General features: G+C 63.1%; 22 protein-coding genes and 5 pseudogenes. 21 read left to right on the top strand and 6 right to left on the bottom strand.

Annotation, left to right across the window (positions count from 1 at the left end; all coding sequences use genetic code 11):
* Positions 1 to 911: 911 nt before the first annotated feature.
* Both E3T23_RS02210 and E3T23_RS02205 read left to right on the top strand, forming a co-directional pair.
* Complete coding sequence (locus E3T23_RS02210; RefSeq protein ID WP_134368782.1) at positions 912 to 1487, top strand: recombinase family protein; 576 nt, start codon at positions 912 to 914, stop codon at positions 1485 to 1487.
* A 53-nt stretch (positions 1488 to 1540) separates the two neighbouring features.
* On the top strand, positions 1541 to 2587 hold the full coding sequence (locus tag E3T23_RS02205) for a PDDEXK nuclease domain-containing protein (protein ID WP_134368781.1): 1047 nt from the start codon (positions 1541 to 1543) through the stop codon (positions 2585 to 2587).
* A 719-nt stretch (positions 2588 to 3306) separates the two neighbouring features.
* Here the strand turns inward: E3T23_RS02205 and E3T23_RS02200 are convergent.
* Positions 3307 to 3966 (bottom strand): dienelactone hydrolase family protein, encoded by a 660-nt coding sequence (locus E3T23_RS02200; protein ID WP_338145440.1) that lies wholly within the window; start codon positions 3964 to 3966, stop codon positions 3307 to 3309.
* Between E3T23_RS02200 and E3T23_RS15575 the strand changes: the two are divergent.
* The 13 genes and pseudogenes from E3T23_RS15575 to E3T23_RS02135 all read left to right on the top strand — a co-directional run.
* A pseudogene (locus tag E3T23_RS15575) lies at positions 3956 to 4171 on the top strand (ArsR/SmtB family transcription factor); the annotation flags it as partial. The gene E3T23_RS02200 and the pseudogene E3T23_RS15575 sit on opposite strands and share 11 nt — an antisense overlap.
* A gap of 62 nt (positions 4172 to 4233) precedes the next feature.
* Positions 4234 to 5484 carry a hypothetical protein gene (locus E3T23_RS15570; RefSeq protein WP_241977527.1) on the top strand — a complete coding sequence of 417 codons (1251 nt, stop codon included), beginning with the start codon at positions 4234 to 4236 and terminating at the stop codon, positions 5482 to 5484.
* A gap of 829 nt (positions 5485 to 6313) precedes the next feature.
* Complete coding sequence (locus E3T23_RS02185; protein WP_134368777.1) at positions 6314 to 7618, top strand: glycoside hydrolase family 125 protein; 1305 nt, start codon at positions 6314 to 6316, stop codon at positions 7616 to 7618.
* A complete protein-coding gene (locus tag E3T23_RS02180; RefSeq protein ID WP_134368776.1) occupies positions 7615 to 8586 on the top strand; it encodes a carbohydrate ABC transporter permease in 972 nt (323 codons plus the stop codon). The genes E3T23_RS02185 and E3T23_RS02180 overlap by 4 nt, the downstream gene beginning before the upstream one ends.
* Entirely contained in the window at positions 8583 to 9497 is a 915-nt protein-coding gene (locus E3T23_RS02175) for a carbohydrate ABC transporter permease (protein WP_134368775.1), read from the top strand. The genes E3T23_RS02180 and E3T23_RS02175 overlap by 4 nt, the downstream gene beginning before the upstream one ends.
* A 69-nt stretch (positions 9498 to 9566) precedes the next feature.
* Positions 9567 to 10829, top strand: coding sequence for an ABC transporter substrate-binding protein (locus E3T23_RS02170; RefSeq protein ID WP_134368774.1), 1263 nt, complete (start codon positions 9567 to 9569; stop codon positions 10827 to 10829).
* Positions 10830 to 10902: 73 nt separating this feature from the next.
* Entirely contained in the window at positions 10903 to 11952 is a 1050-nt protein-coding gene (locus tag E3T23_RS02165) for a glycoside hydrolase family 76 protein (RefSeq protein ID WP_134368773.1), read from the top strand.
* Positions 11949 to 12932: an ROK family protein gene (locus E3T23_RS02160; RefSeq protein WP_134368772.1), complete on the top strand. Its 984-nt coding sequence runs from the start codon at positions 11949 to 11951 to the stop codon at positions 12930 to 12932. The genes E3T23_RS02165 and E3T23_RS02160 overlap by 4 nt, the downstream gene beginning before the upstream one ends.
* Positions 12933 to 12934: 2 nt before the next feature.
* Positions 12935 to 14077, top strand: a complete 1143-nt coding sequence (locus E3T23_RS02155; protein ID WP_134368771.1) for a GntR family transcriptional regulator — start codon at positions 12935 to 12937, stop codon at positions 14075 to 14077.
* A gap of 106 nt (positions 14078 to 14183) precedes the next feature.
* Positions 14184 to 14600 (top strand): annotated as a pseudogene (locus E3T23_RS02150) (FAD-binding protein); the annotation flags it as partial.
* 20 nt (positions 14601 to 14620) lie between these two features.
* On the top strand, positions 14621 to 14824 hold the full coding sequence (locus tag E3T23_RS02145; protein WP_134368769.1) for a hypothetical protein: 204 nt from the start codon (positions 14621 to 14623) through the stop codon (positions 14822 to 14824).
* Between the two features lie 9 nt (positions 14825 to 14833).
* On the top strand, positions 14834 to 15142 hold the full coding sequence (locus E3T23_RS02140) for a hypothetical protein (protein ID WP_134368768.1): 309 nt from the start codon (positions 14834 to 14836) through the stop codon (positions 15140 to 15142).
* A pseudogene (locus E3T23_RS02135) lies at positions 15102 to 15359 on the top strand (helix-turn-helix domain-containing protein); the annotation flags it as partial. The gene E3T23_RS02140 and the pseudogene E3T23_RS02135, both read left to right, overlap by 41 nt.
* A 108-nt stretch (positions 15360 to 15467) precedes the next feature.
* Here the strand turns inward: E3T23_RS02135 and E3T23_RS15565 are convergent.
* Positions 15468 to 15908 carry a GNAT family N-acetyltransferase gene (locus E3T23_RS15565; protein WP_255570602.1) on the bottom strand — a complete coding sequence of 147 codons (441 nt, stop codon included), beginning with the start codon at positions 15906 to 15908 and terminating at the stop codon, positions 15468 to 15470.
* Between the two features lie 769 nt (positions 15909 to 16677).
* Here E3T23_RS15565 and E3T23_RS02125 point away from each other — a divergent pair.
* Positions 16678 to 17691, top strand: a complete 1014-nt coding sequence (locus E3T23_RS02125) for a D-alanine--D-alanine ligase family protein (RefSeq protein ID WP_134368765.1) — start codon at positions 16678 to 16680, stop codon at positions 17689 to 17691.
* Between the two features lie 82 nt (positions 17692 to 17773).
* Here E3T23_RS02125 and E3T23_RS02120 read toward each other — a convergent pair.
* Both E3T23_RS02120 and E3T23_RS15560 read right to left on the bottom strand, forming a co-directional pair.
* Positions 17774 to 18064: pseudogene (locus E3T23_RS02120) on the bottom strand (integrase core domain-containing protein); the annotation flags it as partial.
* 15 nt (positions 18065 to 18079) lie between these two features.
* Positions 18080 to 18361 (bottom strand): annotated as a pseudogene (locus E3T23_RS15560) (IS21 family transposase); the annotation flags it as partial.
* A 260-nt stretch (positions 18362 to 18621) separates the two neighbouring features.
* Here E3T23_RS15560 and E3T23_RS02115 point away from each other — a divergent pair.
* Positions 18622 to 20715: an EAL domain-containing protein gene (locus tag E3T23_RS02115; RefSeq protein WP_134368764.1), complete on the top strand. Its 2094-nt coding sequence runs from the start codon at positions 18622 to 18624 to the stop codon at positions 20713 to 20715.
* A 266-nt stretch (positions 20716 to 20981) separates the two neighbouring features.
* Here the strand turns inward: E3T23_RS02115 and E3T23_RS02110 are convergent, their stop codons facing one another.
* On the bottom strand, positions 20982 to 22112 hold the full coding sequence (locus E3T23_RS02110; protein WP_134368763.1) for a hypothetical protein: 1131 nt from the start codon (positions 22110 to 22112) through the stop codon (positions 20982 to 20984).
* A 262-nt stretch (positions 22113 to 22374) separates the two neighbouring features.
* A complete protein-coding gene (locus E3T23_RS02105) occupies positions 22375 to 22647 on the bottom strand; it encodes a hypothetical protein (protein WP_134368762.1) in 273 nt (90 codons plus the stop codon).
* Between the two features lie 194 nt (positions 22648 to 22841).
* Here E3T23_RS02105 and E3T23_RS02100 point away from each other — a divergent pair, with 194 nt between their 5' ends.
* The 4 genes from E3T23_RS02100 to E3T23_RS02085 all read left to right on the top strand — a co-directional run.
* Entirely contained in the window at positions 22842 to 23378 is a 537-nt protein-coding gene (locus E3T23_RS02100) for a MarR family winged helix-turn-helix transcriptional regulator (protein WP_134368761.1), read from the top strand.
* Positions 23379 to 23582: 204 nt separating this feature from the next.
* A complete protein-coding gene (locus E3T23_RS02095) occupies positions 23583 to 24302 on the top strand; it encodes a GAF and ANTAR domain-containing protein (protein ID WP_134368760.1) in 720 nt (239 codons plus the stop codon).
* The gene (locus E3T23_RS02090) at positions 24295 to 25008 is read left to right on the top strand and encodes a GAF and ANTAR domain-containing protein (protein WP_134368759.1); all 714 of its coding nucleotides are present in this window, start codon (positions 24295 to 24297) and stop codon (positions 25006 to 25008) included. Before E3T23_RS02095 ends, E3T23_RS02090 begins: the two co-directional genes overlap by 8 nt.
* A 919-nt stretch (positions 25009 to 25927) precedes the next feature.
* Positions 25928 to 26296: LPD29 domain-containing protein (locus E3T23_RS02085; RefSeq protein WP_198416164.1), on the top strand; the 369-nt coding region annotated here is incomplete at its 3' end.

The following is a 26296-nucleotide window of genomic DNA, read 5'->3' as shown; positions in this document are numbered from 1 at the left end:
AAGCCACCCCGTAATGCGCGACACGCCGTAGACCGAAGACGACCCAGCCACTTTCCTCGGTGTCCTTGAGTAGCACCACCCGCATGCCGGGTTGGTGAGCTGTGTCATGGGGAAGCCCTGAACGGTACAAAACCGTCGAATCGTTCATGAAGACGGGCGCGTGTTTGATTGATTTCGAACCGAGGTCTGAGTGATTGCTCTCCCACACGTCCTTTGGACAACGGGGCTGCATCCTTCCGCTTACCCCCGCTATCCGACGAGCGCATGGCCCGATTGGGGCCTCTTTTTTGGCCCTAAACTGGGACTTAGGCGGAAGCTGAAATCCACTTCGTGAGATTTCAGATTTCGCTTAGAACAAAAGTGGCCCAGTACTCGCTGGCGAGAAAGCTAGCAAGTCTGGGCCGAACTGTGAGCAAGTAAGACAAAGTCGGCTCCAACCGACTCCTGCAAGACCCCATGCACCAACGAAGGAACGGACCCCATTTTGGACCAAGGATCAAGCACGAACATGTCTGACTCTGCAGTCAACGATAGCGCACGGTCTGAGAATCAGGGAAATGCGCCTTCGGCTTGGCCGGGCCGCTTTCGATGGCTTCGGACGGTGATTTCCATGCTCCCGGACATCAGACGGATCATCGACATAGTTGAAGCGTTCATGGCTCTCATGCGCTCGTTTGGGTTCACGTTCGCTCAAGTCGCGTAAGCGGATATCGAGACCGGTCAGGCCTCCGCGCGGTCTGGTGGCTTGATCGGTCTGTGTATCTTTGCTGGGGTGGGTCAGTCGAGACCTCTGACTGGTCGCTTCCGCATGAGATGCTCGATCACCGTCGGCGATCCAGCCAGAACATCACGCTCTAGCCATCGGGCCGGGTGAACGAGGGCGACGGGACCATCGTCATGGCTCGTAGCCCATGGGATACAAGACGCCGACACCGGCTCCGGCTCCGGAGCGATGCGGGCATACAGCTCAATACGCCAAATATCGATCACAGAACGCCGCCACAGAGCGCCAAAAGTCACAGGGAACACTCGCCCGCCGGCCCGAACTTGACATGGCTTTACTCTCGGCGAACCGGACCGGCGACCAGCTCGTCGTGACTAAACTTAATCGGCTTAGCCGGTCGTTGGAGAACCTCATCGATTTATCGAACACCCTCCAGGAGCGCGGCGTTGATCTGGTGGTCTTGGATCAGGGCATCGACACGTCCAGCATCACCGGGCGGATGTTCTTCCAGATCCTTGGCTCGATTGCGGAGTTTGAACATGCGCTGATGTCTGAACGCACGCGCGATGGGTTGGCCGCGGCCCGTGCCCGGGGACGAACCGGCGGGCAGAAACCTAAGCTCGGGTCGCGCCAGGTCAAGTTGGCCCGCGAGATGTATGAGGAGAAGGGCGCCGACGGCAAGCGGGCCCACACCGTCCAGCACATCGCTGAGGAGTTTGGAGTCACTCGCCCCACGATCTACCGGCACCTGGCCAAACCCTGAGCCCCGGCTGTCCGCTGCAGGCACGGTCGACCGACCTCCATTAGCGTTGAGGGATGAGCTCCATCGTCCCGTCCGACTACGCTGCCACGCTTGAGAGCATCAAGCGGCTCGTGCATGAGGCGCGCTACATGGCCCAGCGCCGAGTGAATACCGAACTGCTCAGGCTTTATTGGCAGATCGGAGCGGCCATTATCGAGCGACAGAAGACGGCCGCGTGGGGCAGTAAGGTCTTGGTCCAGCTTTCCGCGGATCTGCGTGCAGAGTTCCCGACCGCGAAGGGGTTCTCGCCGGCCAATCTCAGGTACATGCGCCGGTTCGCCGAGGCGTGGCCCGAACACGACTCAATTCGCCAACGACCCGTTGGCGAATTGCCCTGGGGCCATGTCATCGAGCTGCTTGACAAGCTCGACGATCCCGACCTACGCGAGTGGTACAGCGCTAAGGACATCGCGCAGGGCTGGAGCCGTCCGGTGTTGGCTCACCAGATCACCACCCACCTGCACCTGCGCGAGGGCGCAGCTCCGTCCAACTTCCTGCACGCTCTCGAACGAAGCGACTCTGAGCTCGCTCAGCAGATCACTAAGGATCCGTTCACGCTCGAGTTCCTCGCGATCGACGGTGACGCCGTCGAGCGAGAGCTGGAGGACCGGCTCGTCGAGCGCATCATCGACACCCTCCGCGAGCTCGGCCCCGGGTTCGCGTTCGTGGGACGCCAAGTCCACTTCGACGTCGACGGCGATGACTTCTTCGCCGATTTGCTGTTTTTCCACGTCGACCAACTCCGGTATGTGGTCATTGAGTTGAAGACCACGAAATTCGATCCGCGCGACGCCGGCCAACTTGGCTTCTATGTCGCCCTCGTTGAGGATCGGCTGAGGAAGCCGCAGCACCAGCCCACGGTGGGGATGCTCTTGGTCGCTGACAAAAACGAGTCCGTCGTCCGATACGCACTCGCCGGCACTACCCAGCCGATCGCTGTCTCCCGTTACGATCTCTCTCCCGCTGAACAGGCTGCGCTTCCCGCCGAGGACGCTCTAACCCGCGCGGTCGCCCTTGAGTTGGATGACCACTCCCAGAGCCGGGTCAACCCCTCCGACTAGGCCGCGACCTGCGCCACCTCGTCACGACCCTCCATGAACTCACCGAACGGGGCATCGGGCTTCAGGGCCTCACCGAGGAGGGGCGGCGATCGACACCACATCGGTGTCCGGGGAACTGGTCTTCAGTGTTTTCGCTGCCGTGGCAGAGTTCGAGCGGGCACGCATCTCAGAGCGCGCCGTTGGAGCCCTCGTCACGGTGCGCCCGCGGGAAGGTGAGCGGCCGATCGCAAGAACAGCGGCCAAAGTTCACCTCGCCATGGCCGCCACGGGAACAGAAGGAAACCCACCTCGGCGATCTCTACCCGAATTCGGTGTCACCCCCGGATATCTTCCGTCATGTCTCGCCGTGCAAGGGAAATGCAACTTGACGGTGCGAAGCTGACCGGAGAGACGAAGCCTCGAGCGTCTGCGGTGAGCTAGGTCGGCAGATGACCTGTTCCGGTTACAGGCGGACCACTGATAGTCCAGTCAACTCAACCCACAGCTCTTGGGGGTCGGCATCGTCTTGGATCGTTGGCAGGGGCGCCAAGGCATCCGACTCGGCCAAAACCGCCAGGTTGAGCCTGGTGAGGTTGGCAATGTCAACGATTGGCACCTGATACGTCCGGTACGGACCGAGAGGCGGGGGAGTGCCAGCGATGAGAGCTTGATTGCGGACTGCGCCAAGGTCGATATCGGCAAGCTGAGGGCTCTCGTCCAGGACGAACGCTGTGCTTGCGTTAGATCTTTGTCAGGAAGTCGCGGGTTCGGTCGAGTGCGAGTCGTGCTGCCGCGGGGTCGTGGGACGGTAGCGATGCGTCCATGAAGAGGTGGCGGTTTCCGTTGTAGGTGAAGACTTCGGCCTGCGGGGCGCCGGCTGCGGACACGAGCTCGCGTGCGGCGTCGAGATCGCCCTCGAGCGCGAAGAACTCATCCTGATCCATCCCGTGGATCTGCACCGGCAGGCCGGTCGGCCACGGACCGAACGACCACTCGCCCGTGACTGGAAAGCAGGCCTCGAAGAAGAGCGCTCCCCGAGCTCCGGGTCGAGTCTGCGCCAGCCGCTGCGCGTGAGAGACACCCCAGGAGATCCCTGCGTAAACGAGTTCGGCGGGCAGAGCTTCCACCGTGGAATCAACTCGGACCCGAAGCCCTTCCGCGTCGAGGGACTGCAAGTGGGCGAAACCGTCTTCCAACTGGGTGAAGACTTTGCCATCGAACAGGTCGGGAAGGTGAACCGTGTGGCCGGCGCGGGTGAGTTCTTCGGCGATGGCGACCACCCCTGGAGTGCAGCCCTGGATGTGGTGGAAAAGAACGATGTCAGCCATGGCGGTTGCTCCGCTCGTGAGAGGTTCAGTGAACGAGCCAATACTATAGAACGGCTCAGCAATGCCGATCAATACCCCGACCTCCGACTACGAGCTCGAGGAGCACCGCACGGTGACAGATGCTGCAGCCCTCCGAGCGTTGGCGAATCCCCTCCGCGGGAAGGTACTCGAACTGGTCCTGGAGCGCGCTGCGACCGTGACGGAACTGGCAGAGGCGATCGGGCGACCCAAGGGCACTGTCGCCCATCACGTCGCGACACTTGTCCACGCTGGACTGCTTCGGGTGGTCCGTACTCGGCGGGTTCGAGCGATGGATGAGCGGTACTACGGACGTGTCGCTTGGACGACCAGGTCCACCGCTTCATCAACACCGAGGAAGCCACCGCGTCCCTCCTTCTCCGCGACGGAGCCAGTGCGGCGCTCGACTTCTACGTCACCGCCGACCGAACCCTGGGCGGGATCCGGCAGAGCATGCTGGAAGAGATTTACGTGGCCTGGACCGCCGACCGCACGGCGAACCGGCACTCGATCATGGTCGCGGGAACCAACGACGAGGTCGCCGCACTCAACGCGCGGGCCCGCCTGGACCTGGTCGGCCAAGGCGTCGTCGGGAAGAGCGGGATGGTGCTGCACGACGGGAACAAGGCCGGCCTGAACGATGTGATCGTGACCCGGCAGAACGACCGGAAGCTGCGCTCCAACCAGGGCAAGGACTTCGTCGCCAACGGCGACCTCTGGACCGTCATCGACACCGGGGGCGGAGACCTCAAAGTGAAGAGTCTCCGGCACGGGGGAGTACTCACCCTGCCCGCCGAGTACGTGGCCACCCATGTTGAGCTTGGCTATGCGGCCACCATCAACCGGGTCCAGGGCATGACCGTGGACACTTCCCACATCCTCGTCGACCCGCAGTCCACCTCACGCGAGCAGCTCTACGTCGCTGCGACGCGCGGGCGCGAGTCCAACCGTATGTATGCTGTCGTCGAAGAAATCCTCGAAGTCGATGTCCACGCCCCCGACCACCTCCGCACTAACATCATTGATGCCCTCACCGCGGTGCTTGCCCGTGAAAGCGCGGAACGGTCCGCCAGCGAAGAGATTCAGCGCGTTCAGGATGCTGCCGCGAGCCTGGCGACACTCCTGCCGGCCTACGAAGATGCCCTCACCCGGGTGTTTGACCCCGACCGGCTCCAGCGGATGGAGACCGCAGTCCGGGACGTGCTCGAGCCGAGCATCGCGGACCAGGTCATCGGCGACGAAGCCTGGACACATCTGGCCAGCCGGCTCGCCGCGCACGAAGCGCACGGCGCCGACGTGCAGGCGAAGCTCACCGCAGTCATTCGTGCCGAAGACACCGGGCCGGACTCCACCATCGGGTCATTCGCGAAGGCGTATCACCACCGCCTCGGCGCCTCGGCACAGCAGACCACGGACGTGCACCTGCCGAGCTGGGTGAGCCCGCCGCCCGCCGGGGAAGAGAACGAGAACCCAGAGGTTCGCCGCTGGCTGCATGCCCAGGCCGAACTCATCCAGGTGCGCGTCGACGCACTCGACGACCGACCCGGAGTCCATCGCAATAACCAATGTTGAGACTGAACCGTTGGGAGTGCGACTGACGGAGGCGCTTGGACGCGTCGCCGCCGCGGATACCGAGCTGCAGCACGTGTCGACGTCGGTGTGCATGAATACGGTTAGATGAGTACGTAAAACGGCACATGGCACAAGGGGCATAGGGCCGAACCACGATGCGCATCCAGCCACGCAAGTGCGGTGAGCATCGTGTGCCAGTCCTTCGCGAGCGCCGTTGCGGCAAGAGCCGAGTCGAGCGCTCACTCGCATGCTTGTTTATCGCAACGGTGTTCCTGGAGATACGGAGGAAGCGACGCCTTGTGCAGCTCATCGACGATTCTGCACTTCAATGGCCCTTAGTGACAGCAGCCATCTGATTTTTGAGCGTCCGCCAGGCGCCTCTTGATCCTCGCGCCCAGATCTGCGGACAGGTAGTAGCGACGTAACGGTAGCCATCGGAGCAGCGGCCCGACCCTCGCGCGCCTTGTGGGACGTGGAAAACTCACGGCATTGTGTGCCGCCTTGAGCGCGACGACGTGGCGAGGAAGATCCGCTCGACGAAGCCGAGTGCGTCGGAGCGCCGTCCGCCATTTCGCGGTATCCCGCCCCGGGTCCCCGAGCCGAGGGGTGTGAAGGGCGATGACCATGACGCTCTGATCGAAATTAAATATGTGTAGAAAATACCCTCTAGACACGATTGAATATATTTAGTACGGTAATATCGTTCGCGAGGGCGTTGGTACTCCAGACCACTCATTCACCTATCAACGGAGATGCGGGTCAGCCGGGACCTAACCATCCACGTCGCGCACCAACCACGCCCGACACCGACACAGCACAAGGAGCCCGAGTGCCCACCTATTCACCGGTCATCGCCGACCGCCTTTTCACACAGATCGAGTCGCGCCTCGGCGGCGAGATCGCCGCGGTCTTCCGCAGCTGCTACCTGGGTACCCTCGACACGACCATTGAGATCCTCGCCGACGGGTCCGCGTTCGTGGTCACCGGTGATATCCCCGCGATGTGGTTGCGGGACTCCACCGCCCAGCTCACCCCCTATCTGCACTTCGTCACCGAAGACCCGCTGCTCGCGGAGACGGCGATCGCCGTGTCCCGCCGACAGCTGGACTTCATCGGCCTCGACCCTTACGCGAACGCATTCAACGCTGCCCCCAACGGTGCCGGCCACCACACCGACCAGACCGTGATGTCACCATGGGTGTGGGAACGCAAGTACGAGATTGACTCGCTCGCCTACCCGGTCCAGCTTGCCCACGACCTGTGGAAGCTCACCGGCCGCGTCGACCACCTGGCCTCGTTCCTCGACGCCGCCTGGAAGATCGTCGACGTGTGGCGCGCTGAACAGGACCACGAGCAGGCCTCCCCGTACCGGTTCCAGCGGTTCGATGGGGCCCCCACCGACACCCTAGCCAGGGACGGGCGCGGTGAACCCGTCGCCAACACCGGGCTGAGCTGGTCCGGTTTCCGCCCCAGCGACGACGTGTGCACGTTTCACTTCAACATCCCCGCGAACATGTTCGCGTTCGTCGAACTCGAACACATCGCCGAGATCGCCAGCACCGTGTTCGGCGCGGAAAAGCTTGCCGCGTCCGCGCTGGCGCTGCGCGAATCGATCGGCAACGGCATTGCCGACTACGGCACCGCGATCGCGCCGTCCGGCGACACGGTCTACGCGTACGAGGTCGACGGGCTCGGAGGGGTGCTGCTCGCCGACGACGCGAATACCCCCAGCCTGCTCTCGCTCCCGCTGCTCGGCTGGTGCACCCCCGAGGACCCCGATTACCTGCGCACCCGCGCGTTCGTGCTCAGCCCGGACAACCCGTTCTACTTCACCGGCACCGCCGGCGCCGGTGTCGGCAGCCCGCACACCCCGGACGGGACGATCTGGCCGATCGCGTTGGCGGTCCAGGGCTTGACTGCGGAAACAGACGACGAGCGTACCGCCATTCTGGACCTGCTGATGCGCACCCACGCCGGGACCGGGTTCATGCACGAGTCCTTCCACAAGGACGACCCGTCCCGATACACCCGGGAGTGGTTTTCCTGGGCCAATGCGATGTTCTGCGAACTCGTCCTCGAGGTCGCGGGGCTGCGCACCCACCGGCGTACCCCGGCAGGGGCGATGGCCCGATGACGACCCTGACCCGGCTCAACGAAGCCGTCCGCGCCCCCGAGATCGCGCAGCAGCCCCCCAAGTGGAGGCGGTTCCGTCCCGACGGCGGCGCGGTCAGCGCCACCCGCCGCCAGCAGGCGGTGAGCGGATGGATCTTCTTGGCCGTCCCGGTGGTCCTGTTCGTGCTGTTCGTGCTGATCCCGGTCGGCATCGCAGTCGTTGTCAGTTTCACCGACTACTCCATCGTCGGAGACTTCGAGTGGATCGGGGTGGACAACTACGTCCGCATCTTCCAGGATCCGATCTTCTGGATCGCGCTGCGCAACACGGCTTACTACACGGCCCTGTTCGTCCCGCTCGGGGCGATCGTCGCGCTCGGCACCGCGCTGCTGCTAAACCGCCGCAGCGGCGCCGTGCGGGTGTTCCGCACCCTGTTCTACATCCCCGTCATCTCCTCCACTGTGGCGACCGCGTCGATCTGGTTCTGGCTGCTGAACCCGCAGTACGGGCTGTTCAACTCCATCCTCGGCTGGTTCGGGATCGACGGGCCGGCATGGTTATACGACTCGCAATGGGCAATGATCGCGATCGTCATGATGAGCGTCTGGGCCGGGTTCGGCGCGAACATGCTCATCTTCCTCGCCGCGCTGCAGGGCGTTCCCTCGGAGTTGATCGAAGCTGCCCGGCTGGACGGTGCGAACAGCTGGCGCGTATTCCGGTACGTCACAATGCCCGCGATCGCGCGCACCATGTTCCTGGTTGTGACACTGCTGCTGATTGCCGCATTCCAGGTGTTCGACCAGGCGTACGTGCTCACCAAGGGCGGCCCGGGCAACTCCACACTCACCCTCGTCTACTACATCTACGACCGAGGATTCGGGCGCCTGGAGATGGGCTACGCGTCGGCGTTGTCGTTCATCCTCTTCCTCATCATTCTCGTCTTTTCGTTGGTCAACGCCCGCATCACAAACCGCAGGGACTTCTCATGAGCGCCACCATCTCGGCCCTACCGGCCAGTCCCGCCAAGAAGCGGGCGCAGCGTCGCCGTATCGTCGGCTCCGGATTCTGGTATATCGCCGTCATCCTGGTCAGCATCTCCACCGTGCTTCCGCTGGTATGGACGCTGTCGACCTCGTTCAAGACCGAGAGTGAGGCGCTTTCCGGGGCGTTAAACTTGCTTCCCCGCAACCCCACCGTCGACAACTACGCCGCCCTGTTCGCGGACGGCACCTTCGCCCGCTACCTGGTCAACTCGTTCATCCTCGCCATCGGCGGCACCATCACTAACGTGTTCTTCGGCAGCCTCGCCGGGTACGCACTCGCCAAACTGCGATTCCCCGGCCAGGGCAGCGTGTTCGCCACATTCCTCGCCTCCATGATGGTGCCCGCAATCGTCACCATGATCCCCACCTTCCTGGTGCTGCGATACTTACCGCTCGTTGGAGGAAACGACCTGTTCGGGCAGGGCGGGGTGGGGATGATCAACAGCTACGCCGCCGTGCTTGTCCCATTCGCCGCGGGAGCGTTCGCGGTGTTCTTCATGAAGCAGTTCTTCGAGTCGCTCCCCGACGAGATCGGCGACGCCGCCCGCATCGACGGGGCGAGCGAGTTCCGGATCTTTCTCAGCATTTATTTCCCGCTCTCCACCGCCGGCGCAGCGGTGCTGGCCGTGCTGACCTTCCAGGCTGGATGGAACAGTTTCCTCTGGCCGCTGATCGCGCTGAACAACCCGGACATGTATACCGTCCAAGTCGGTCTGTCCGCGTTCATCAACGAGTACCAGACCGACTACGGACCGCTGATGGCAGGAACGATCGTCTCCAGCCTGCCCGCACTGCTCGTTTTCATCGTCGCGCAGAAGTACATCGTGCAGAACTTCACCGGCTCTGCCGTGAAGTAGCTGCCCCTTACACGTCCGGACGCACCCGATCCGGCGAATCCCCGCACCAACATTCAAGGAGGAAATGCAATGAAGACATCACCACGGCGACTTCTCGCCATCGGTGTCGCGGCCGCGACCGCCGTCGCGCTGGTCGCCTGCAGCGCCGGCGGCAACGCTGCCGGCGGCAACGCTGCCGACGGCGCCCCAGAAAAGGTCACCTTCTGGGGGTCCTGGTCGGGAGACCAGGTCGCCCAGCTCGACGCACAGGCCGACGCGTTCAACGAGTCCCAGGACAAGTACGAAGTCAGCTACGTCGCGCAGGAGCTCGTCGAAGAGAAGCTCCTCACCGGTCTTGCCTCCGGCGACGTGCCCGACGTCGTACTGTGGGACCGCTACAACACCTCGCTTTACGTCCCCAAGAATGCGCTGGCCCCGTTGGACGAGTACATCGAAGCGGACAACGTGGATGTGGGGCAGTTCTTCGACCAGGCGCTGAGCGAGCTCGTGATCGACGACGTCACGTACGGTATGCCGCTGCTCGTAGACAACCGGTCGCTGTTCTACAACACCGCGGCGCTCGATGAGGCGGGGGTGGAGGCGCCGACGACGTGGGACGAGCTCAAGTCGGTCGCCGAGGCGACCACCGTCCACGATGGGGGAACGCTCACCCGCACTGGGTTCCAGCTCAACGACCCGGGCCTGTTCAACACGTGGCTGGCGCAGGCGGGCGGGCAGATGTACAGCGCCGACGAGAAGACGACGGCGTTCAACAGCCCCGAGGGCCTGGAGGTGCTCGACTTCTGGCAGAGCCTGCTCGACGCCGGGGTATACGAACTGGGGTTCGGTGAGGGCGTCGACGCGTTCGCTGAAGGTAACGTCGCCCTCAAACTCGACGGACCGTGGGCGCTGTCGAGCCTCGACGCGGCGGGCACCGAATACGGCATCGTGCAGCCCCCGGCCGGCCCGACCGGCGACAAGGGCGCCGGAATGGGCGGCTTCGGGCTCATCATCCCGCAGGGCGCCAAGAACGCCGACGGCGCGTGGGAGTTCATCAAGTGGTGGACCACCCAGCCGAAGAATGGTGTCGCTTTCGGCGAGATCTCGGGTTGGATCCCCGCGAACATCGAGGCGGCGAACGACCCGTACTTCACCGACAACCCGAAGTACGCCGCGTTCATCGAGACGCTCGAGTACGCCAAGGTGCGCTCCCGCATCCCCGGCGCATCCGACGTCGAAGGCAAGGCGCTGATCCCGCAGCTGGAGCGCTTTCTCGCCGGTGAGATCAACGCTGAGGAAGCCCTCAGTGAGGCGCAGAACCTGGGCGACCAGATCCTCGCCGACAACCAGTAATAGCCCGACAGTGCGGTGCGGTGGACCCGACGCGTCCACCGCACCGTCACCCCAACACTTTTCAGGAGCTCACATGACCATCATCCAGCAGACTGTGTGGGGCGAGCGTGCCACCATCGCGCAGCGCAGCCTCGACCACTTCTTCGGCGCGGAGGGGAAACAGCTACTCAACAACAGCTACCCGGCCGGAGACAACACCACCTTCAACTACTGGTGGCTCGCCCACCTGGTCGACGTACGCATCGACGCGTTCGAACGCACCGGCGACAAGGTTTGGCTCGACAAGGCAGAAGACGCTTACCGGAACGTCCATGACCGCAACGATGGGGCCCTGTTCAACGACTACTTCGACGACATGCTCTGGTATGCCCTCGCTATCCTCCGCCTCTACGACGCGACCAGCGACGCCAGCTACCTCGACGCCAGCAAGAAGATCTGGGACCACGTCGTCGACCACGGCTGGAACGACCAGATGGGTGCGAGCGTCGCCTGGCGCAAACAGCAGTTGTACTACAAGAACACCCCCGCAAACGGCCCTTTCGTCATCCTCTCCGCCCGCCTCGCCGCACACGACGACGCCGCCCGCTACCTCGACTACGGCGTGGCCGCGTACCGGTGGCTCACCAACACGCTCGTCGGCCCGGACGGGTTTGTGGAAGACGGCATCAACCGGGAGGAGAACGGTGAAGTCGACCTGCACTGGCGGTTCACGTACAACCAGGGCCTGTACGTGGGCGCCGCGGTCGCCCTCGCCAAAGCGGCCGGCGACGCCCGCTACCTCGAGCAGGCGACCCGCACCGCGCTGACCGCGATCCGCGAAATGTCCGAGAACGGTCTGTTCGCGCAGGAAGGCGTCGGCGGTGACGAGGGACTGTTCAAGGGCATCTACTACCGCTACGTCGGTACCCTCCTCGACGAACTGGGCACTGCCAGCGACGACGCCCGGGCGCTGGAAGCGTTCATCCGAAGCAGCACTGACGCGCTTTGGCAGAACGCGCAGGTCGACGGCTGGCTGCTTGCCGGCGACGACTGGTCGGCTCCTGCCCCCGACCGAGTCGACTTCTCCACCCAGCTCAGCGCCATCATGGCCCTTGAACTGCGCGCGGACCGCGAACGGCCGTGACCGTCCGGTATCTGCCGAGTGCTCAGGGCCTGGTGACCGCGGCGCTGGCCGTCGACATCGGCGGCACCAAAGCAGAGTCCGCGATCGTCCTGATCGACGGATCCCTCGTGCCCGGCTCCCGGGCACGAGTGGAGACCGGGCGCACCGCGACGGTCGACACCCTGCGACCCGCGCTGGGCTGGCTGGTGCAGACAAGTCTGCGGTTTCTACCGCCCGGAGTGCAGCTGGCCGGCGCCGGGGTCGGGTCGGCCGGCCCGTTGAACCGGGCGGCACGCAGTGTCAGCCCCGTCAACCTTCCAAACGCCGCAGGCCTGCCCGTTGCGGACATCATCGAGACCGCCGTGCGCGCCGAACACGGTGAGCACCTGCCCGCCACTCTCGCGCTCGACGGGACCGCGCTCGCATTGGCCGAGCACTGGCTTACTCCCGGTCGGCCGCCGCAGTCGCTGCTTGGCCTGGTGGTCTCTACCGGTGTCGGCGGCGGGCTCGTGCTAAACGGGCAGCCCGTGACAGGGAGCACAGGCAACGCCGGCCAGATCGGTCAGTGCTATGTGAGCGGGTACGGGGCCGTGGCCACTCTGGAAGAGATCGCCTCCGGCCCCGCATCGGTCCGGTACGCGCGCGCTCTGGGCTGGACGGGCAAAACCGGTGAGGACCTCGCCCGCAGCGCCGTTAAAGGTGACGCCGCCGCGATAACCGCGATCGATCGATCCGCGCAGGCCCTGGGGAACAGCATCGCCAGCCTGGCAGCCGTCGTTGACTTTGAACGGGTGGTCATCGCCGGAGGCTTCTCCCGGGTCGCCCCGGACTACATCACCCGAGTCGCATCTCGGCTGCAGTATCATCCGTTCGGCCACGTGCGGGCCATCAGCATCAAGGCGGCGACCCACCCCGTCGACAGCCCTCTCATCGGCGCCGCCGCGCTGGCGTTCACTGCCGCCAAATCAGCCGTACGCCACCACACGGTGATGCTAGATTAAATATGTTCAATTCAGTGAGGGGAGGGCAGGACGGGATGGTCGCGCTGTATCAGAAGGTATACGACGAGCTGCGCGGCGCGATCGAGCGCGGGGAGTACCCGGTCGATACCCGGCTGCCGTCCGACGTCGAACTCACCGAGCGTCATGGCGTCAGTGCGATCACGGTCAAGAAGGCCCTGGATCTGCTGCGTGTCGACGGGTTCATCAGCCGCCGCCCCCGGGTGGGAACGATCGTCATCAGCGATGCCGCCACCACCGCGCCGGGTCACACCCTGAAGCAACCCCTGATCGGTCTCGTCGTCACGAACTTCGACGACACCTTCGGCACCCGCATTCTCGGCGGACTGCTGGACCGAGCGAACGCCAGCGCGAACCTACTGATCAAACGCAGCCTCGGTGACGCCTCCGCGGAGGACCGGCTGATCCGCGCTCTCGTCGAGGGAGGTGTGCGGGCGCTCATCCTGCAGCCCAGCTCCTCCATCTACGTGCCCCCGGCGGTTCTCGAACTGCTCACGAAGGACTTTCCAGTCGTGATCCTCGACCGCGTGTTCGACGGGGTTCCGATCTCCACGGTGTGCTCGGACAACATCGCCGCCGGGCAGCACGCCGCCGAGCACCTGTTCTCGCTCGGACATGAGCACATCGGGCTGGTCAGTTCGGACAGCACCGTCTCGACCCTCCGCGATCGTCGCGACGGGTACGTCAAGGCGCAGGCGATGCACCATATCGCACACGACGAGGCGAAAGTGTTCGACCTTGTCCACTCCACCACGCCGGGCAGCACCGCCACACCCGCAGAGGACATCGATCATCTCGTCGGGTACCTCCAAACGCACCCCGAGCTCACCGGAATCGTCGCCACCGAGTACAACATCGCCGCGATGCTCCGCGAGGCGGCCGGGAAACTGGGTCGAAGTGTCCCCGACGATCTCTCGATCGTCTGCTTCGACCATCCCGACGCATTCTATGACCGGGCGCAGTACCGTTTCACGCACATACGGCAAGACCAAGAAGGCATGGGAGAAGCGGCCGTCGATGTCGCGCTCGGCCTCGTCGAGGACCCGCGCGCGATGCGGAAGATCGCGTTGCCTACCGAACTGGTCATCGGACAGTCCACCCGAGTCCTCGAACGGGTCCCGAGCTGACCGCGAACCGGGACTGAGCGGGCACATACACCTACCGTGCCCCGATCGTGCAGGCCCGCTCCGTCGCTGACGTGCAGGCTTTGAGCCGTGCCGGCGGCCGGTACGCGCGCTGGGCACGCGCCACACCTTCACCGACCTGCCCGACACCACCGACACCACCGTCTCGGTCACCACGATCCGCGAACCACCTATCCTCGAAGAGGCCGCCGAAACCGTCGACGCGCCGGCCGGGATGCGGTACGGGGACCTCGCGGCATGGGTGCATGCCCACGGCTGGGCGCTGCACAACCTCGGATCCCTTCCGCATGTCTCGATCGCCGGTGCGTTCGCGACCGGCACGCACGGATCCGGGGACCGCAACGGCACCCTCGCGACCGCGGTCCGCATCACGCTGCGCGTCACGCTGCGCGTCACGCTGCGCGTCACGCTGCGCGTCACGCTGCGCGTGGAACCCACCTACCGGGTCCGTCAAGACGTCTCGGCGGGTTGCGCTGAGAGGCCGAGCTGCACCAGATTCCCTTGATCAGCGGTGCCGGCTACAGTGTGAGCACCTTCACCCAATGGACCGGTGAAGACCTCGGCACGATTTGGGTGAAGACCCGACTCGGCGCCGATGACGACCCCGTCCCGGAACAGATCCTCGACGCGCAACGAATCCGCAGCACACCGACCGTCGACAGCAACCTGAACCCGCAAGGTGGTCTCCCTGGTCCCTGGCATGAACGCCTACCCCATTTTCGGCTCTAGGCGATACCCTTGCATGAAAACGAGATCCAATCCGAGTACTTCGTCGATCCCGTCTACGCCGCAGCCGCGCTGCGGGCGCTTCGTGCCCTCAGCAACCGGCTCGCACCGGTGCTGCTGGTCAGCGAACTGCGCACCACCGCCACCGACTCACTCTGGCTCAGCGGCGCCAGCCGCCAAGCTCTGTTCGGGATCCACTTCACCCGGCGCAACGACCCTGCCCGGGTGCGCGTCGCGGTCGCCGAGGTTGAGGCGGCGCTTCCTGACTTCAGCGCCCGAGCTGTTCACGATCATGGCCGCACTCGGTCAGATGGAACATGAAATCAAGCGAGAGCGTGTAATCGACTCGATCACCAAACGCCGCGACGCCGGCAAAAATTTGGGCGGTCGCCCGCGGATCATCACCGACAGTCAAATACGCAACGCCCGCAGCCTCATAGACCACGGTGAGCCAGCAGCCGACGTCGCACGGAATCTGGGAATGTCCAGAGCGACCTTCTATCGCCGGGCGCGCACCTTGGGTCTCCTGCCGGATTAGGAAGCGCCTGACGCTCGATAGCGCCAAATAGCGATCACAGAACGCCGCCACGAAGCGCTAACAGTCACAGCGGCTGGGGTGCTCGCGCAACTGTCCGCAAACGATCGTTTATGACCGTGGGCCAGCGTGTGCGAGTGGTTTGACTCGTCTCGGATACCGGATGCTGCTCACGCCGGCAGCGCTGCTGACACAGACTTCGTAGATGATCTCTAGTCCGTCTTCTTCGTCCCATTGCTCGCCTGTCTCGACGAACCCGTAGCTGTCGATGAGCGCTCGCGACGCCGGGTTCTCCGGACTGACGGTGGCGCGGACCGTGTGCACGTCAGGGTGACGCTGCGCGACAGCGAGTAGCGTTTCCAGGGAACGCCTCGCATAGCCCCGTCGACGCAGTGCGGGATCGACTCGATACCCGACTTCCACCATCCCCACCTCGTCGGGGGCACCGTGGAAGCCGGCCAATCCAACCGGTGCCGTGACCTGCGGGTCGACCATTAGTCGCGTAATCCACGGTGCGTCCGTGGGAGTGTCCTGAATTTGCTTGCTCCGCATACGCCAAAGGCCAAGGCACTCGGGACCCGCCAGATAGGGCGACACGTATTGGAGGGCGAGCAAGGCGGATTCGCCCGCTGCTAACGCGTGCAAGACGCCCACGGGTACGACGTCGAGGTGGAGTTGCGATTGCCTGGGCTCGGGGTGGTCCCAAGGGGAGCTTGCGATCGTCATTGCTGGAAGTCTGCCATAGTCTCTCGTTGCCGCCCGGTGCCCGATCGGCTATCGAGACGGGCCGGCCCGTGCGGTGACAGTATCAGCGGAGGAGGATCATCTGCGCTTGCCTCGCAGGCGTTTCGTCGTGCGGCGGGCCGATGGTGGGATGGGGCGGCTCTGCTCGCCCACCGGCTCGAGCCGAAGCTCATCCACCAGCATGTCGGGCGCGGGATCGTCGCTGATCGGTGAATTGATGTAATGGGTCCGCTGGAGCTGCCCATCTTGAGCGAAGAGAAGCCCGGACGCCCGATCGGATCGGAGTTGATACCGCTTCGCTGACATATACCCCAGCAGATGGGACGCTGCTGTCCCGTGAGCACCCGGAGGGAAGGTCGCCAGGAACAGCGCAGGATGCCCCCAAAGCCCTGCAAACGACAGGACGCACTCGTGGCGATCGCCGTCCTGGCGAGTGCGTCGAGCACATTCGCGGATCGCGTTGTGCACTTTTCGCTGGGTATCGCCGGAAAGTCCCAGCAAGTCGGAGGAATCACTGGTTTTGAGGGGTCCAGCGCCATGTCGCGTTCGCTGTGCGTCGAGCCGATAGCCTAAGGCCATGCGGGTTGGGGTGTTGTTCGGCGGGGATAGTGAAGAGCGAGACGTGTCGATCGCTAGTGCCACGCAAGTGGTGAAGGCTTTGAGGTCTCGCGGGCATGATGTCGTCCTTGTGGATACCGCTTGCGGTGCCGTTAGCGCCGCGTCGGAACCGGCTGCGCTTACTGCGTCGGTCCCAGACACGCTGCCAAGCCGGGACAGCTTAAACCAGCTCCAAATCCGAGCGTCAGAAGTTACCGTCGCGTCCGCCGTCGCGGGAACGGACGTTGTATTCCTGGCTCTACACGGCGGCTCTGGTGAAAATGGCCAGTTCCAGGCCTTGCTGGAGCTGGCCGGTGTCACCTTCACTGGCAGCGGATCCCTCGGTAGCGGGCTTGCCATGGACAAAGATATTTTGAAGCGGCTTTTCGCGGCTGCGGGCATCGAAACGCCCGGCTGGGCGATCTGGGATGGCAAACACCACGGCCAAGCTGAGCCGATAGGTTACCCACTCATCGTCAAGCCAAATTCCCAAGGGTCCACGGTGGGCCTCTCACTCGTCCGGTCACCGGTTGAACTGGCCGCAGCGCTCGAGACGGCCTCGCGATACGGCGAAGTGCTACTAGAGCAATTCATCGCCGGGCGTGAGCTTACGGTCGGTGTTCTCGATGGAACCGCCCTAGCGGTTGGAGAGGTGATGCTCGATCCCGAAAGCACATTCTCCTACCAGCAGAAATACCAGGTCGGCGCTGTTCGAGAAGTCTTTCCGGCTCAGGTCTCTGACGAGATCGCCGCCGAAGCCCAGCGATTGGCACTTGTTGCCCATGCCTGTCTCAAACTCGACGGGTACAGCCGTTCGGACTTCCGTCTGGACGTGCAAGGTGTTCTATGGCTCATCGAGGTGAACACACTGCCAGGGCTCACAGCAACGAGTCTCCTGCCACAGTCAGCCGCCGCGGTCGGGATCGATTACGCGACACTTGTTGAACGCATCTGTGGCTTGGCCATCGAAAAGAGGGCAAAGAGAGCGCGTTAGCATCCTGCCGAAACCAATGACAACTGGCGCCGCCCGTTTAAGCTGCCGCGGGCATTTCGGACAGCGGAATTAGTGGATTCTTCTACGCTGCCAATGCTGGCTGTTGATAAACATAGTGGACTTCATTAGGCCTTCGGTAACCGAGTGCGGAATGCCGGCGGCGGCTGTTGTAGAACCCTTCGATATACCGAATGACATCGCTTCGAGCTTGTGATTTTGTCGCGTAAGCAGTGCGGTAAACGCGCTCGTTCTTGAGCATTGAGAAGAAACTTTCGGCCATGCTGTTGTCCCAACACACGCCCGTGCGGCCCCTCGAGGACCGCATCCCCAGTCCGGTCACCAGTGCCCGAAACTCGGCCGAGGTGTACACGGCGGATTCAACCGGTGGAAGCAACACCCCGACCTTGGCGAGCTCTTTGTGCACCCCGTCCCAACCAGGCTGCACGAACACACTCTCGTGTTCGCCCCGGCCCGGGAACAGCAGCGCATACACCTCGGCCTCGGTGCGGCCGCCATGGCCGTCACTGCCGATACCACCGGCCTTCTCGGCGGCATCGAACACCGCCAGCACACTCTTGCGCGACATGCCCTGCGCGAGAGCGATCGCCCGCCCCGTCATTCCTTCGGCGCGGAGTTGAAGCACGAGCTTCGCGTTGATCCTTCGTACCATTGTTGATTACTCCTTCTGCCGCGTGCCTATACACGCGGCGGAAGGAGCTAAGCAGATGGCCCCCAACAGCAATATTCGGTGGCCCCCAAACACGATACCGGCCACATCGACCGGTGGCCCCCAACGTCAATATCGGTGGCCCCCAGGAGCGCTAATACTCACACTGGTACGGGGCGCAGGAATGGTCTCGTAGAGTCATTTATGTAGTTCAACTAGGTCGCGAGCAGATTTTCGGCGCGTACCTGGCACGAACGAAAGGGGTGCACGATGAGTTTCTCTCTCGAGCTTGGTTCGTCGGCGTGAAAACCAATCAATGGTCCGCCCGCGCACGCATGTCAGTTGCGGCCGAATCCGGACTGCGGGCAACCTTTCCTGAGCATCCGACGACCGACTCGGCTGAGAACGAGGTCGCGCAAGTGTTAGCCCGCGCATTCGCTGCCACGTCCCAGGCTTCCTTGATTACCGATCCAGAGCAGAGAATTCTTCACGCGAGCAAGTCCTTCACCGCCATTACGGGCTATGACGAGGCCGAGCTGCTCGGCCTCAACTGCCGCATTCTGCAGGGGCCTGGGTCGGACCCTGTAATCACGGCGGCAATCCGGCGGGCGTTGAGCTGCGGGGAACCGTACGAGGGGGACATCCTCAACTATCGAAAGGACGGTTCCCCGTTCTGGAACAGTCTGAGCATCAGGCCTCTCCGAGACGAGGCCGGAACGATTACGCACTTCGTCAGCGTCCAGCGCGACGTCACCGCGCGCATGGCACACCAGGAGGGACTGCAGTTCCAGACTGGCCATGATCCGGTGACCAGCCTGCCGAACCGCCGCGCCCTAAACCAGCACTTGTCCACACGCAGGCCACGCCAAGGTGCAGCCCTGGCCCTGGTCGACGTCGTCGCGCTCCGATCGATCAACGGCGCTTTTGGGCATAAGGCGGGCGACAGCCTGCTCAAACAACTCGGACGCCGGATGCGAGAGCGGCTGGCGAATGGTGATTTCCTGGCCTGCCTCGGCGGTGACCGGTTCGTCGTTGTCCTCGAGAACATCGACGAAGGAACCCGGTTGGAGGACTCACTGGGGCGCCTGCACGAAGCCGTGGAGACCCCCTTCCCGTTTACAAACCAGGATCTGGACCAGGACTGCACCATCGAGCTGAGCATGGGACTAGCCCGCATCGTTGGTGACGGTGCGGCTGGGTCCCTCCTTCATCGAGCGGACGCCGCCCTCCGTCAAGCCCGAGCGGACCGGCCAGCGGGCCGGTGGTGGTCGCTGGCGCCGGACGCTCCCAAGGCAGCGGTGGACCGGCACGTCGACAGGGTGACGGACACGACGGACGTGCCTACCGACCGAACCTACCGGGACCGCTTGTTCGCCGGAGGGCTGTCCATGTTCATGCAGCCGGTGCTGGACCTGCGCACGGGCGGGCTCCGGCGAGTCGAGGCCCTGGCTCGATTGACTCTGCCGGACGGAACCGTGATTCCACCTGCCCGGTTCCTTCCCGCCCTGGATGAGGCCGATCTCGACGAGCTATTCCGGCGGGGCCTGAATGAGGCGCTCGCCTGCATAGCCCGATGGGACGACGAGGGTCTGTCAACCAAGGTGTCGGTGAACATCTCGCCGTCCACGCTCCGGCATCCAGACTGTACACGGTGGGTCGGCGATGCGATCCAGCTCCACGGCATCAAGCCCGACCGGCTCGGCCTGGAGCTGCTGGAGACCCTCGCAATGGAATCCGACGTGCAGATCGAGGCAATCGACCGACTCCTCAGTCTCGGGGTGGGTCTCTCCCTCGACGATCTGGGCTCGGGATATAGCACCCTCCAACGCCTCTTCGCGCTGCCCTTCGACATGATCAAACTCGACCGTGGTCTGCTCGTCGATATCCGGTCCAAGCCGGTGGAGACGCTGAGCACCATCGCGGCGCTGACCCAGATGGGACGCGATTTTGGCGTCAGCGTCGTAATTGAAGGACTCGAGGACGCTGGCATGGCAGAGGCCGCAAGCATCCTCGGAGTGCCGCTGGGACAGGGGTATTACTTCGCCCGTCCGATGCCGGCAGAGGAGGTGCCACGCTGGGCGGCGGGCTTCGCCTTCCCGCTTCGAACCAGCGAGTTGCGGAGCGCCCTCGGGGCACTCACCTACCACTGGCGGTTTCTGCGCTGGACCTCGCCCCACCCAACTGTGCTCGCCGACTGTCCGCTGACCGACTTCATCTCGCGCCAATCGACGCCAGCCGAGGCCACACGCTGGCACGCGCATCAACACGGTCATGCTCCAGACCCGATGTACGGGCAGATGCTGTCGGATTGGCTCGTCGATCTCGTCCGGGATGAAGCAATAGCCGCTGCTGATTGACGCAGACGAATTCTGAAAACGACGCCTTGTGCACGCGACTATGAAGCGGAAAGCAGTTCCGTGCAGGGGACTCGGAACACTTTCGTGTCCATACTGATCTGCACAACCCCGCAGTTCCGCCAGAGCGTGTGCAGACGATTTCGGAAACTGACAGAGCGCCAAAAAGTCACAATATCCGGCTACCCAAACGGGACCGGCGTAAGACGACAAAATCAGAATCGCTTGACTCCGGTCGACGGCGCGTTGAACGCCTTACGGGCACGGAGTCAGACCATATCGGGCGGCTGAACGCCGGCCTCCGCTGCCCACTTCTCGGCTGCGCGGTAGTACGAAGCAAAGTCGCCTCCTCTGGAGGCCGACTGGAGAACGTCCCAAAACTCCTCCATCACGGTCTCGTCGTCCATGCCATCCAGCCAGGTGCCAAATTTTCGCCGCGATTCTGCTCCGAACAGACCAACCATCATCACTAGGACGGTGCCGCGGAGTTGTTCACCGCCGATGCGGTTCTGCATGCGCTTGGCAGCTGACGTCTCACCCGCTGCCAGCCATGCTGCGGCGGTGCTGTCATACACGACGGTGATGTCTAGCGCTGGCGGTATGGGAGGAAGATCGGTCTCGCCGGCATTGAGGAAGGGCAGCGCTTGCCGCCGCACCCAATCGGCGATCTCCCCTGCCTCACGCATGAGTGTCTGCCACTCTCCGGTGTGCGGGCGCTGCACTGCTACCTCGGGCCATACCGAGAACAGTTCGCGCTTACCAATGGGCACGGCCGCCAGCACGTCGCCCACCTCCACGACATCACGTTCACCCACAGGCCTGCCCATCATCTTCGAGTCGAAATCAAACCGCGCGACCCGCGTGAAGGCAACGGTCGGCTCTCGATGCTTCGCGAAGTTCGTGTGCTCAGCGAGCAGACGAAGCGGGTAATGGTGAGGGTCCTGGCGCTGGAAGGGCTGCAGGCGCAGAACGCGCTCGTAGAGGTCATCGCCGGGCGCAAACAGACCTATCGAACAGCGGTGTCTGTTCTTCGCCCATTGCTCGAATTTCTCGCGCTTGTCGAATGCGGGGATCTCGAGTGCTCGTGACTCATCGGGGGTGAGTGGGCGGTTGAGCCGATGCAACACTTTGGCGAACAGCGCGTGCTCGACGGAGTTGCGCGCCTGATTCAGTGCGTCGGCGAACAGGCGGGCTGCGGCTTGCGGCAGCGGTCGGATGCCCTCGAGCACTAACTGATCCTCGGTTTCGGTGAAGCGCCGAGCGAGCTGCACCGGCTCGTCGCGCTGATAGTGCTCCAAGGTCGTGGAGAGGTTGTTGATTATTCCGTCGATGTGGGCGGTGGTGAAGAAGGCGTGATCCTGGTATCCGGGAAGCCACGAGCTGACTGCTGGCGTCGCCAAGTTCAGCCCACCCGGCGTACGGTCAGAAGCTGACGCGCCCCTATAGTCGTACGCTCCATGAACTCAAACTCGCGCGGAATGAGGTGCGATGTGCGCCCGCGCCCGCTGCGGGATCACCTAATTGGCACCTCGAACCTCTTTGGTTTCAAGCATCCGGCCAGTCACGGTCACCGAACACCGCCGGCTTGTGGTAGGGACGTTCAGCAGAGAACGGACGAGGAGCAGTAACCTGGGGACTATCGGATTTGGCGATAGCAGGAGTTCAGTCGTAGAAATCCTCGTAGGTGAAGGCTTCCTCGGCGAGGAGCTGCGTCCACGGTTCCGGCCGGGGTGAGGGGTGGCGGACTCTCTGCAACGTGACGGTCGAGTTCGGGGTGATCAGCAGTGCAGTAGGGAACCCGCCGGCAGTGGTGACGGTGACGAATCCGCCACCGCTTTGCACAGCCTCGGCGACTGAGGCTTTCCATTCCGTCAGGTCGTCTTCGGTGTCGACAACATAGTGGCAGCTATTCACTGTCAGGCGGTACGCGTTCATAGATAAGGACCTTGTCTCTCAGCGTGCCCTGAAGGCTCACACGTTGTGGTTTAGCAGAGATCGGGCGATGCCGTGAAAAGTGGCGTCGGGATGTAATATATACCTGATAGTTTGAAGTTCAAGCTATTCACACTTCGTGATATTCAATGTTGGAAGATAATGGCAGTCGTCGGTAGGGTGGAGGTGGAATTGCTGTGGATCCAGCTGAATACGTGTCGTTGATGTCGGGAGAAACCATGTTCAAGGAAAGTGGCTGTGTCCAGGTTCTTGAGGGTGTTGCTGCTGCGGTGGTCGTGCTGCTTCGAGCGTTGGATAAAACGCGTGCCGGGATGGCGGCGAAGGCGGGCTTCTCGGGTTCGGAGATTCGGGTTCTTTTTCGGATTTCAGAAGCGGGCCGGATGACACCGAAGATGTTGGCCGGCTCCACAGATCTCTCAACGGGTGCGGTGACTGCGATCTGTGACCGGTTGGTCGCTCGGGATGTTGTCCGTAGAGCTGCCAACCCGGATGACCGGCGGAGCCTGTTCTTGGAGCTGACCGGGACGGGCGAGACCCTGATGGAGAGCATCTACGGCGATTTTCGTGCACGCATCGGCGAAGCGGAAAAGGAAATGTCCTGCGCGGAGCAGGAGCTGCTTGAGGCGCAGTTACTCAGTATTGCGGCAGCTCTTGGTTACGACCTGGAAGAGGGACTCGCTGGAACTCAAATCTCGGCCGCGAAGAGTGCCTGACACGGATCCAGCAGCGGGACTCAACGATCTCCTGGTGTCCGGCGCCGTCGTGACGGGATCGGCGAGTGCTGCATGAAGAGCCGAAATATTCGGCCGCTGACGGCCAACCCCGCATCTCCGGCTGTAGCGGTGGTGGAGTACGTTCGGACTACGAGGCAGCGAGGTCTGAAGCGGAGAGCTACAGGGGGCGGAGGTGCGAGTGCGATGTTAGATCGATTTGCGGTAGCTAAAGAAGCGTTGGCTGCGTTGGCGGGTGATGAGTCGCGTCTGTATGAACCTTTCCTGGGGGTCTTGCCGGTGGATGGTCTGTCCATCTCGACATTCGGTGATTTTCTCCCTGCGGAATCGGTCTCGGCGAGCGACGCTCTATCGTTTCGGCTGGACGAGCTCCAGATTGATCTTGGTGAGGGCCCGTGCTGGGATGCTTTGGAAACCGGGTCGCCGGTTCTTGAGCCGAACATCCGTGAACGTCCGCGCCGGGTGTGGCCGGCGTTCTCGAAGGCGATCATCGCCGATGACCTCGGTGCGGTGTTCGCGTTTCCTTTGGTGCTGGGACCCCTGCGCATCGGGGCGATCGACTTGTACACGAGTCGCCCCAGTCACCTTAGTGAACTGAATATCCAGCACACTTCAGCCCTTGCGACCGTCGTCAGCCGTCTCGTTCTCGCTCGGGCTATCCGGCTGTCCCAAAGCGATAGTGATGGCGACACAGACGCTCGCAAACAGTTCTCCCGTCGTGAGGTGCATCAGGCCACGGGCATGGTGCTGGCGCAGCTAGGGATTTCTGCCCTGGACGCCCGTCTGATCATCCAGGGCCATGCGTTCGCCGCAGGCCGATCCGTGCAGGAGATCGCGGGGGAGATCATCGACCGGCGATTGAGTTTTGCGGTAACTGAAAACCAGATCGAAGGGTCTCATGATTGATGAAACGAGAGAAGACCGCCTGGTCGATACGTTCGCGACCCTCGCTGACACCCTGGTTGCCGATTACGACGTAGTGGAGCTCTTACAAACACTGGTGGAGAGTTGCGCCAGCCTTCTGGACATTGAGGCAGCAGGTATTCTCCTGGCCGACGCAGACGGCGAGCTTGAAGTTGTCGCCTCGACCAGCGAAGCCAGCCGGCTTGTCGAAGTGATGCAGCTCAGCGCTCGGGCGGGCCTGTGCGTGGAGTGTTTCACCACCGGGTCGGTCGTGTCCCTGCCGGACGTGGAGGACAGCCCGCCCGCGTGGCGGCGGTTTCGGGAGAGCGCACGGGAGCAGGGTTTCGCGGCGGTCCATGCGATTCCATTGCGGCTGCGTGCGACAACCATTGGCGCCCTCAACTTGTTGTCCACGGTTCCCGGCGCCCTGCGTCAACAGGATGTGCGCGCGGCACAAGCGTTGGCCGACGTCGCTACGATCGGGATTCTGCAGGAACGCACGCTCCGGGAAAGCAATTCGGTGCGGGATCAATTGATGAGCGCGTTGAACTCCCGAGTAGTGATTGAGCAAGCCAAAGGCGTAATTTCGCATTCTCGCGGCGTCTCGATGGAGGAAGCGTTCGCGTTGCTTAGGTCTCACGCTCGCAGTAACCACCTGTTGTTGTCTCAGGTCGCCCAAAGGCTTGTCGATCAAACCCTCACCATCTAAAGAAGGCGATGTGTACAACCAGTAGTGGATATGAACTGGGGCACAACCCGGGTCGCGGCTGCCACGTTAAAGATTCGGGGTACAGCATCTCTTGACTCTCACCTTCAAATGCGTGTTCCAAGTCGGAAGCACAATCACGGCACCGACGTTCACCTCTGACAGCGGAGGTCGCAGACGGATCAGCTAAGTGGATCTAGCCGATACCGCCGAGGTTGACGTCACCGATGACACCGACACGGTGATGCCCCCGGACTGGGCCCACCAGCGTCGCCGGTTCGGATTCGCTGATGAGGTTCTTCAGTACGACTCCCGGATCGAGGTAGGCAGGTCGGGCCTGTGGCCCCTGGCGCGTCTGCGGCCGTTAACGGTGAGGTGACGCGCACGCCCTGGGGGAGTCCTGAGCGGATCAAATGGTTTCGCGGCTGAACTCGCGGCACCAGAGGCGACCCCGTCGAAACCTGCACTCGAGTCAGGAAGAACCAGGAATCTTGGTTCCCGACTGTGCAGCGTGGCGCACGTGAACTTTGTTGCTTTTCGTCTGGGGGATTATTCACTGCGTGCTGCCGGCGTCAAGCCGTCGTCACAGTTTCGGCAAAAACTTCTTCCCCCGCTGCGCTCCTCCATAACTTTTGGCCTGCAACCGTTCCTTGGGGCTTGACCCCGACAGCACTCCATGAGGGCGGAGAAACCGCCGAAAGGCAAAAAAATTTGGAGGAGAGAAAATGCTTGAACAGATCCAGACCCCCGCCCACACGATCNATACGCCACGTCCCACACACCCGAGCACCCCGCGGTCACGGCCGCGCGCGCTGCCGACCAGCTCGCCCGGATCGCCGACCTCCGGACTCGGCTTGCCCTGTGGGAATCCATCCAGGCCGATCAGGCCAATACCGCACCGAGTAACTGAGGAGATACGAACATGACGGATTACATCAGCACCAAGGACACCGCCAAGTTGGTTCGGGTGGCGCTGAAGAACGCGTTTCCCGGCGTGAAGTTCAGCGTCCGGATGAGCACCGGCACCGCGTCCGCATGGATGAACGTGTCGTGGAGCGACGGACCCACCGACCGCGAGGTGAGCGCAGTAACCAGCCAGTACGAGGGCCGCAAGTTCAACGGCATGACCGATGGGTACGACGAACAAGGGTCCGCGCTCGTCGCGTTCGACGGGGAGGACATGCCCAGGGTTGTGCGGTACTCCTGCGACGGGATCAACACCCACCGCGACTACACGGCCGCCGGATACCGGGTCGCGCAGCACCTCATCAGCACCGACAGCGACCACAAA

This window comes from Cryobacterium cheniae (assembly GCF_004403395.1).
Classification (GTDB): domain Bacteria; phylum Actinomycetota; class Actinomycetes; order Actinomycetales; family Microbacteriaceae; genus Cryobacterium; species Cryobacterium cheniae.
This window is presented reverse-complemented; position numbering and strand designations above follow the sequence as displayed.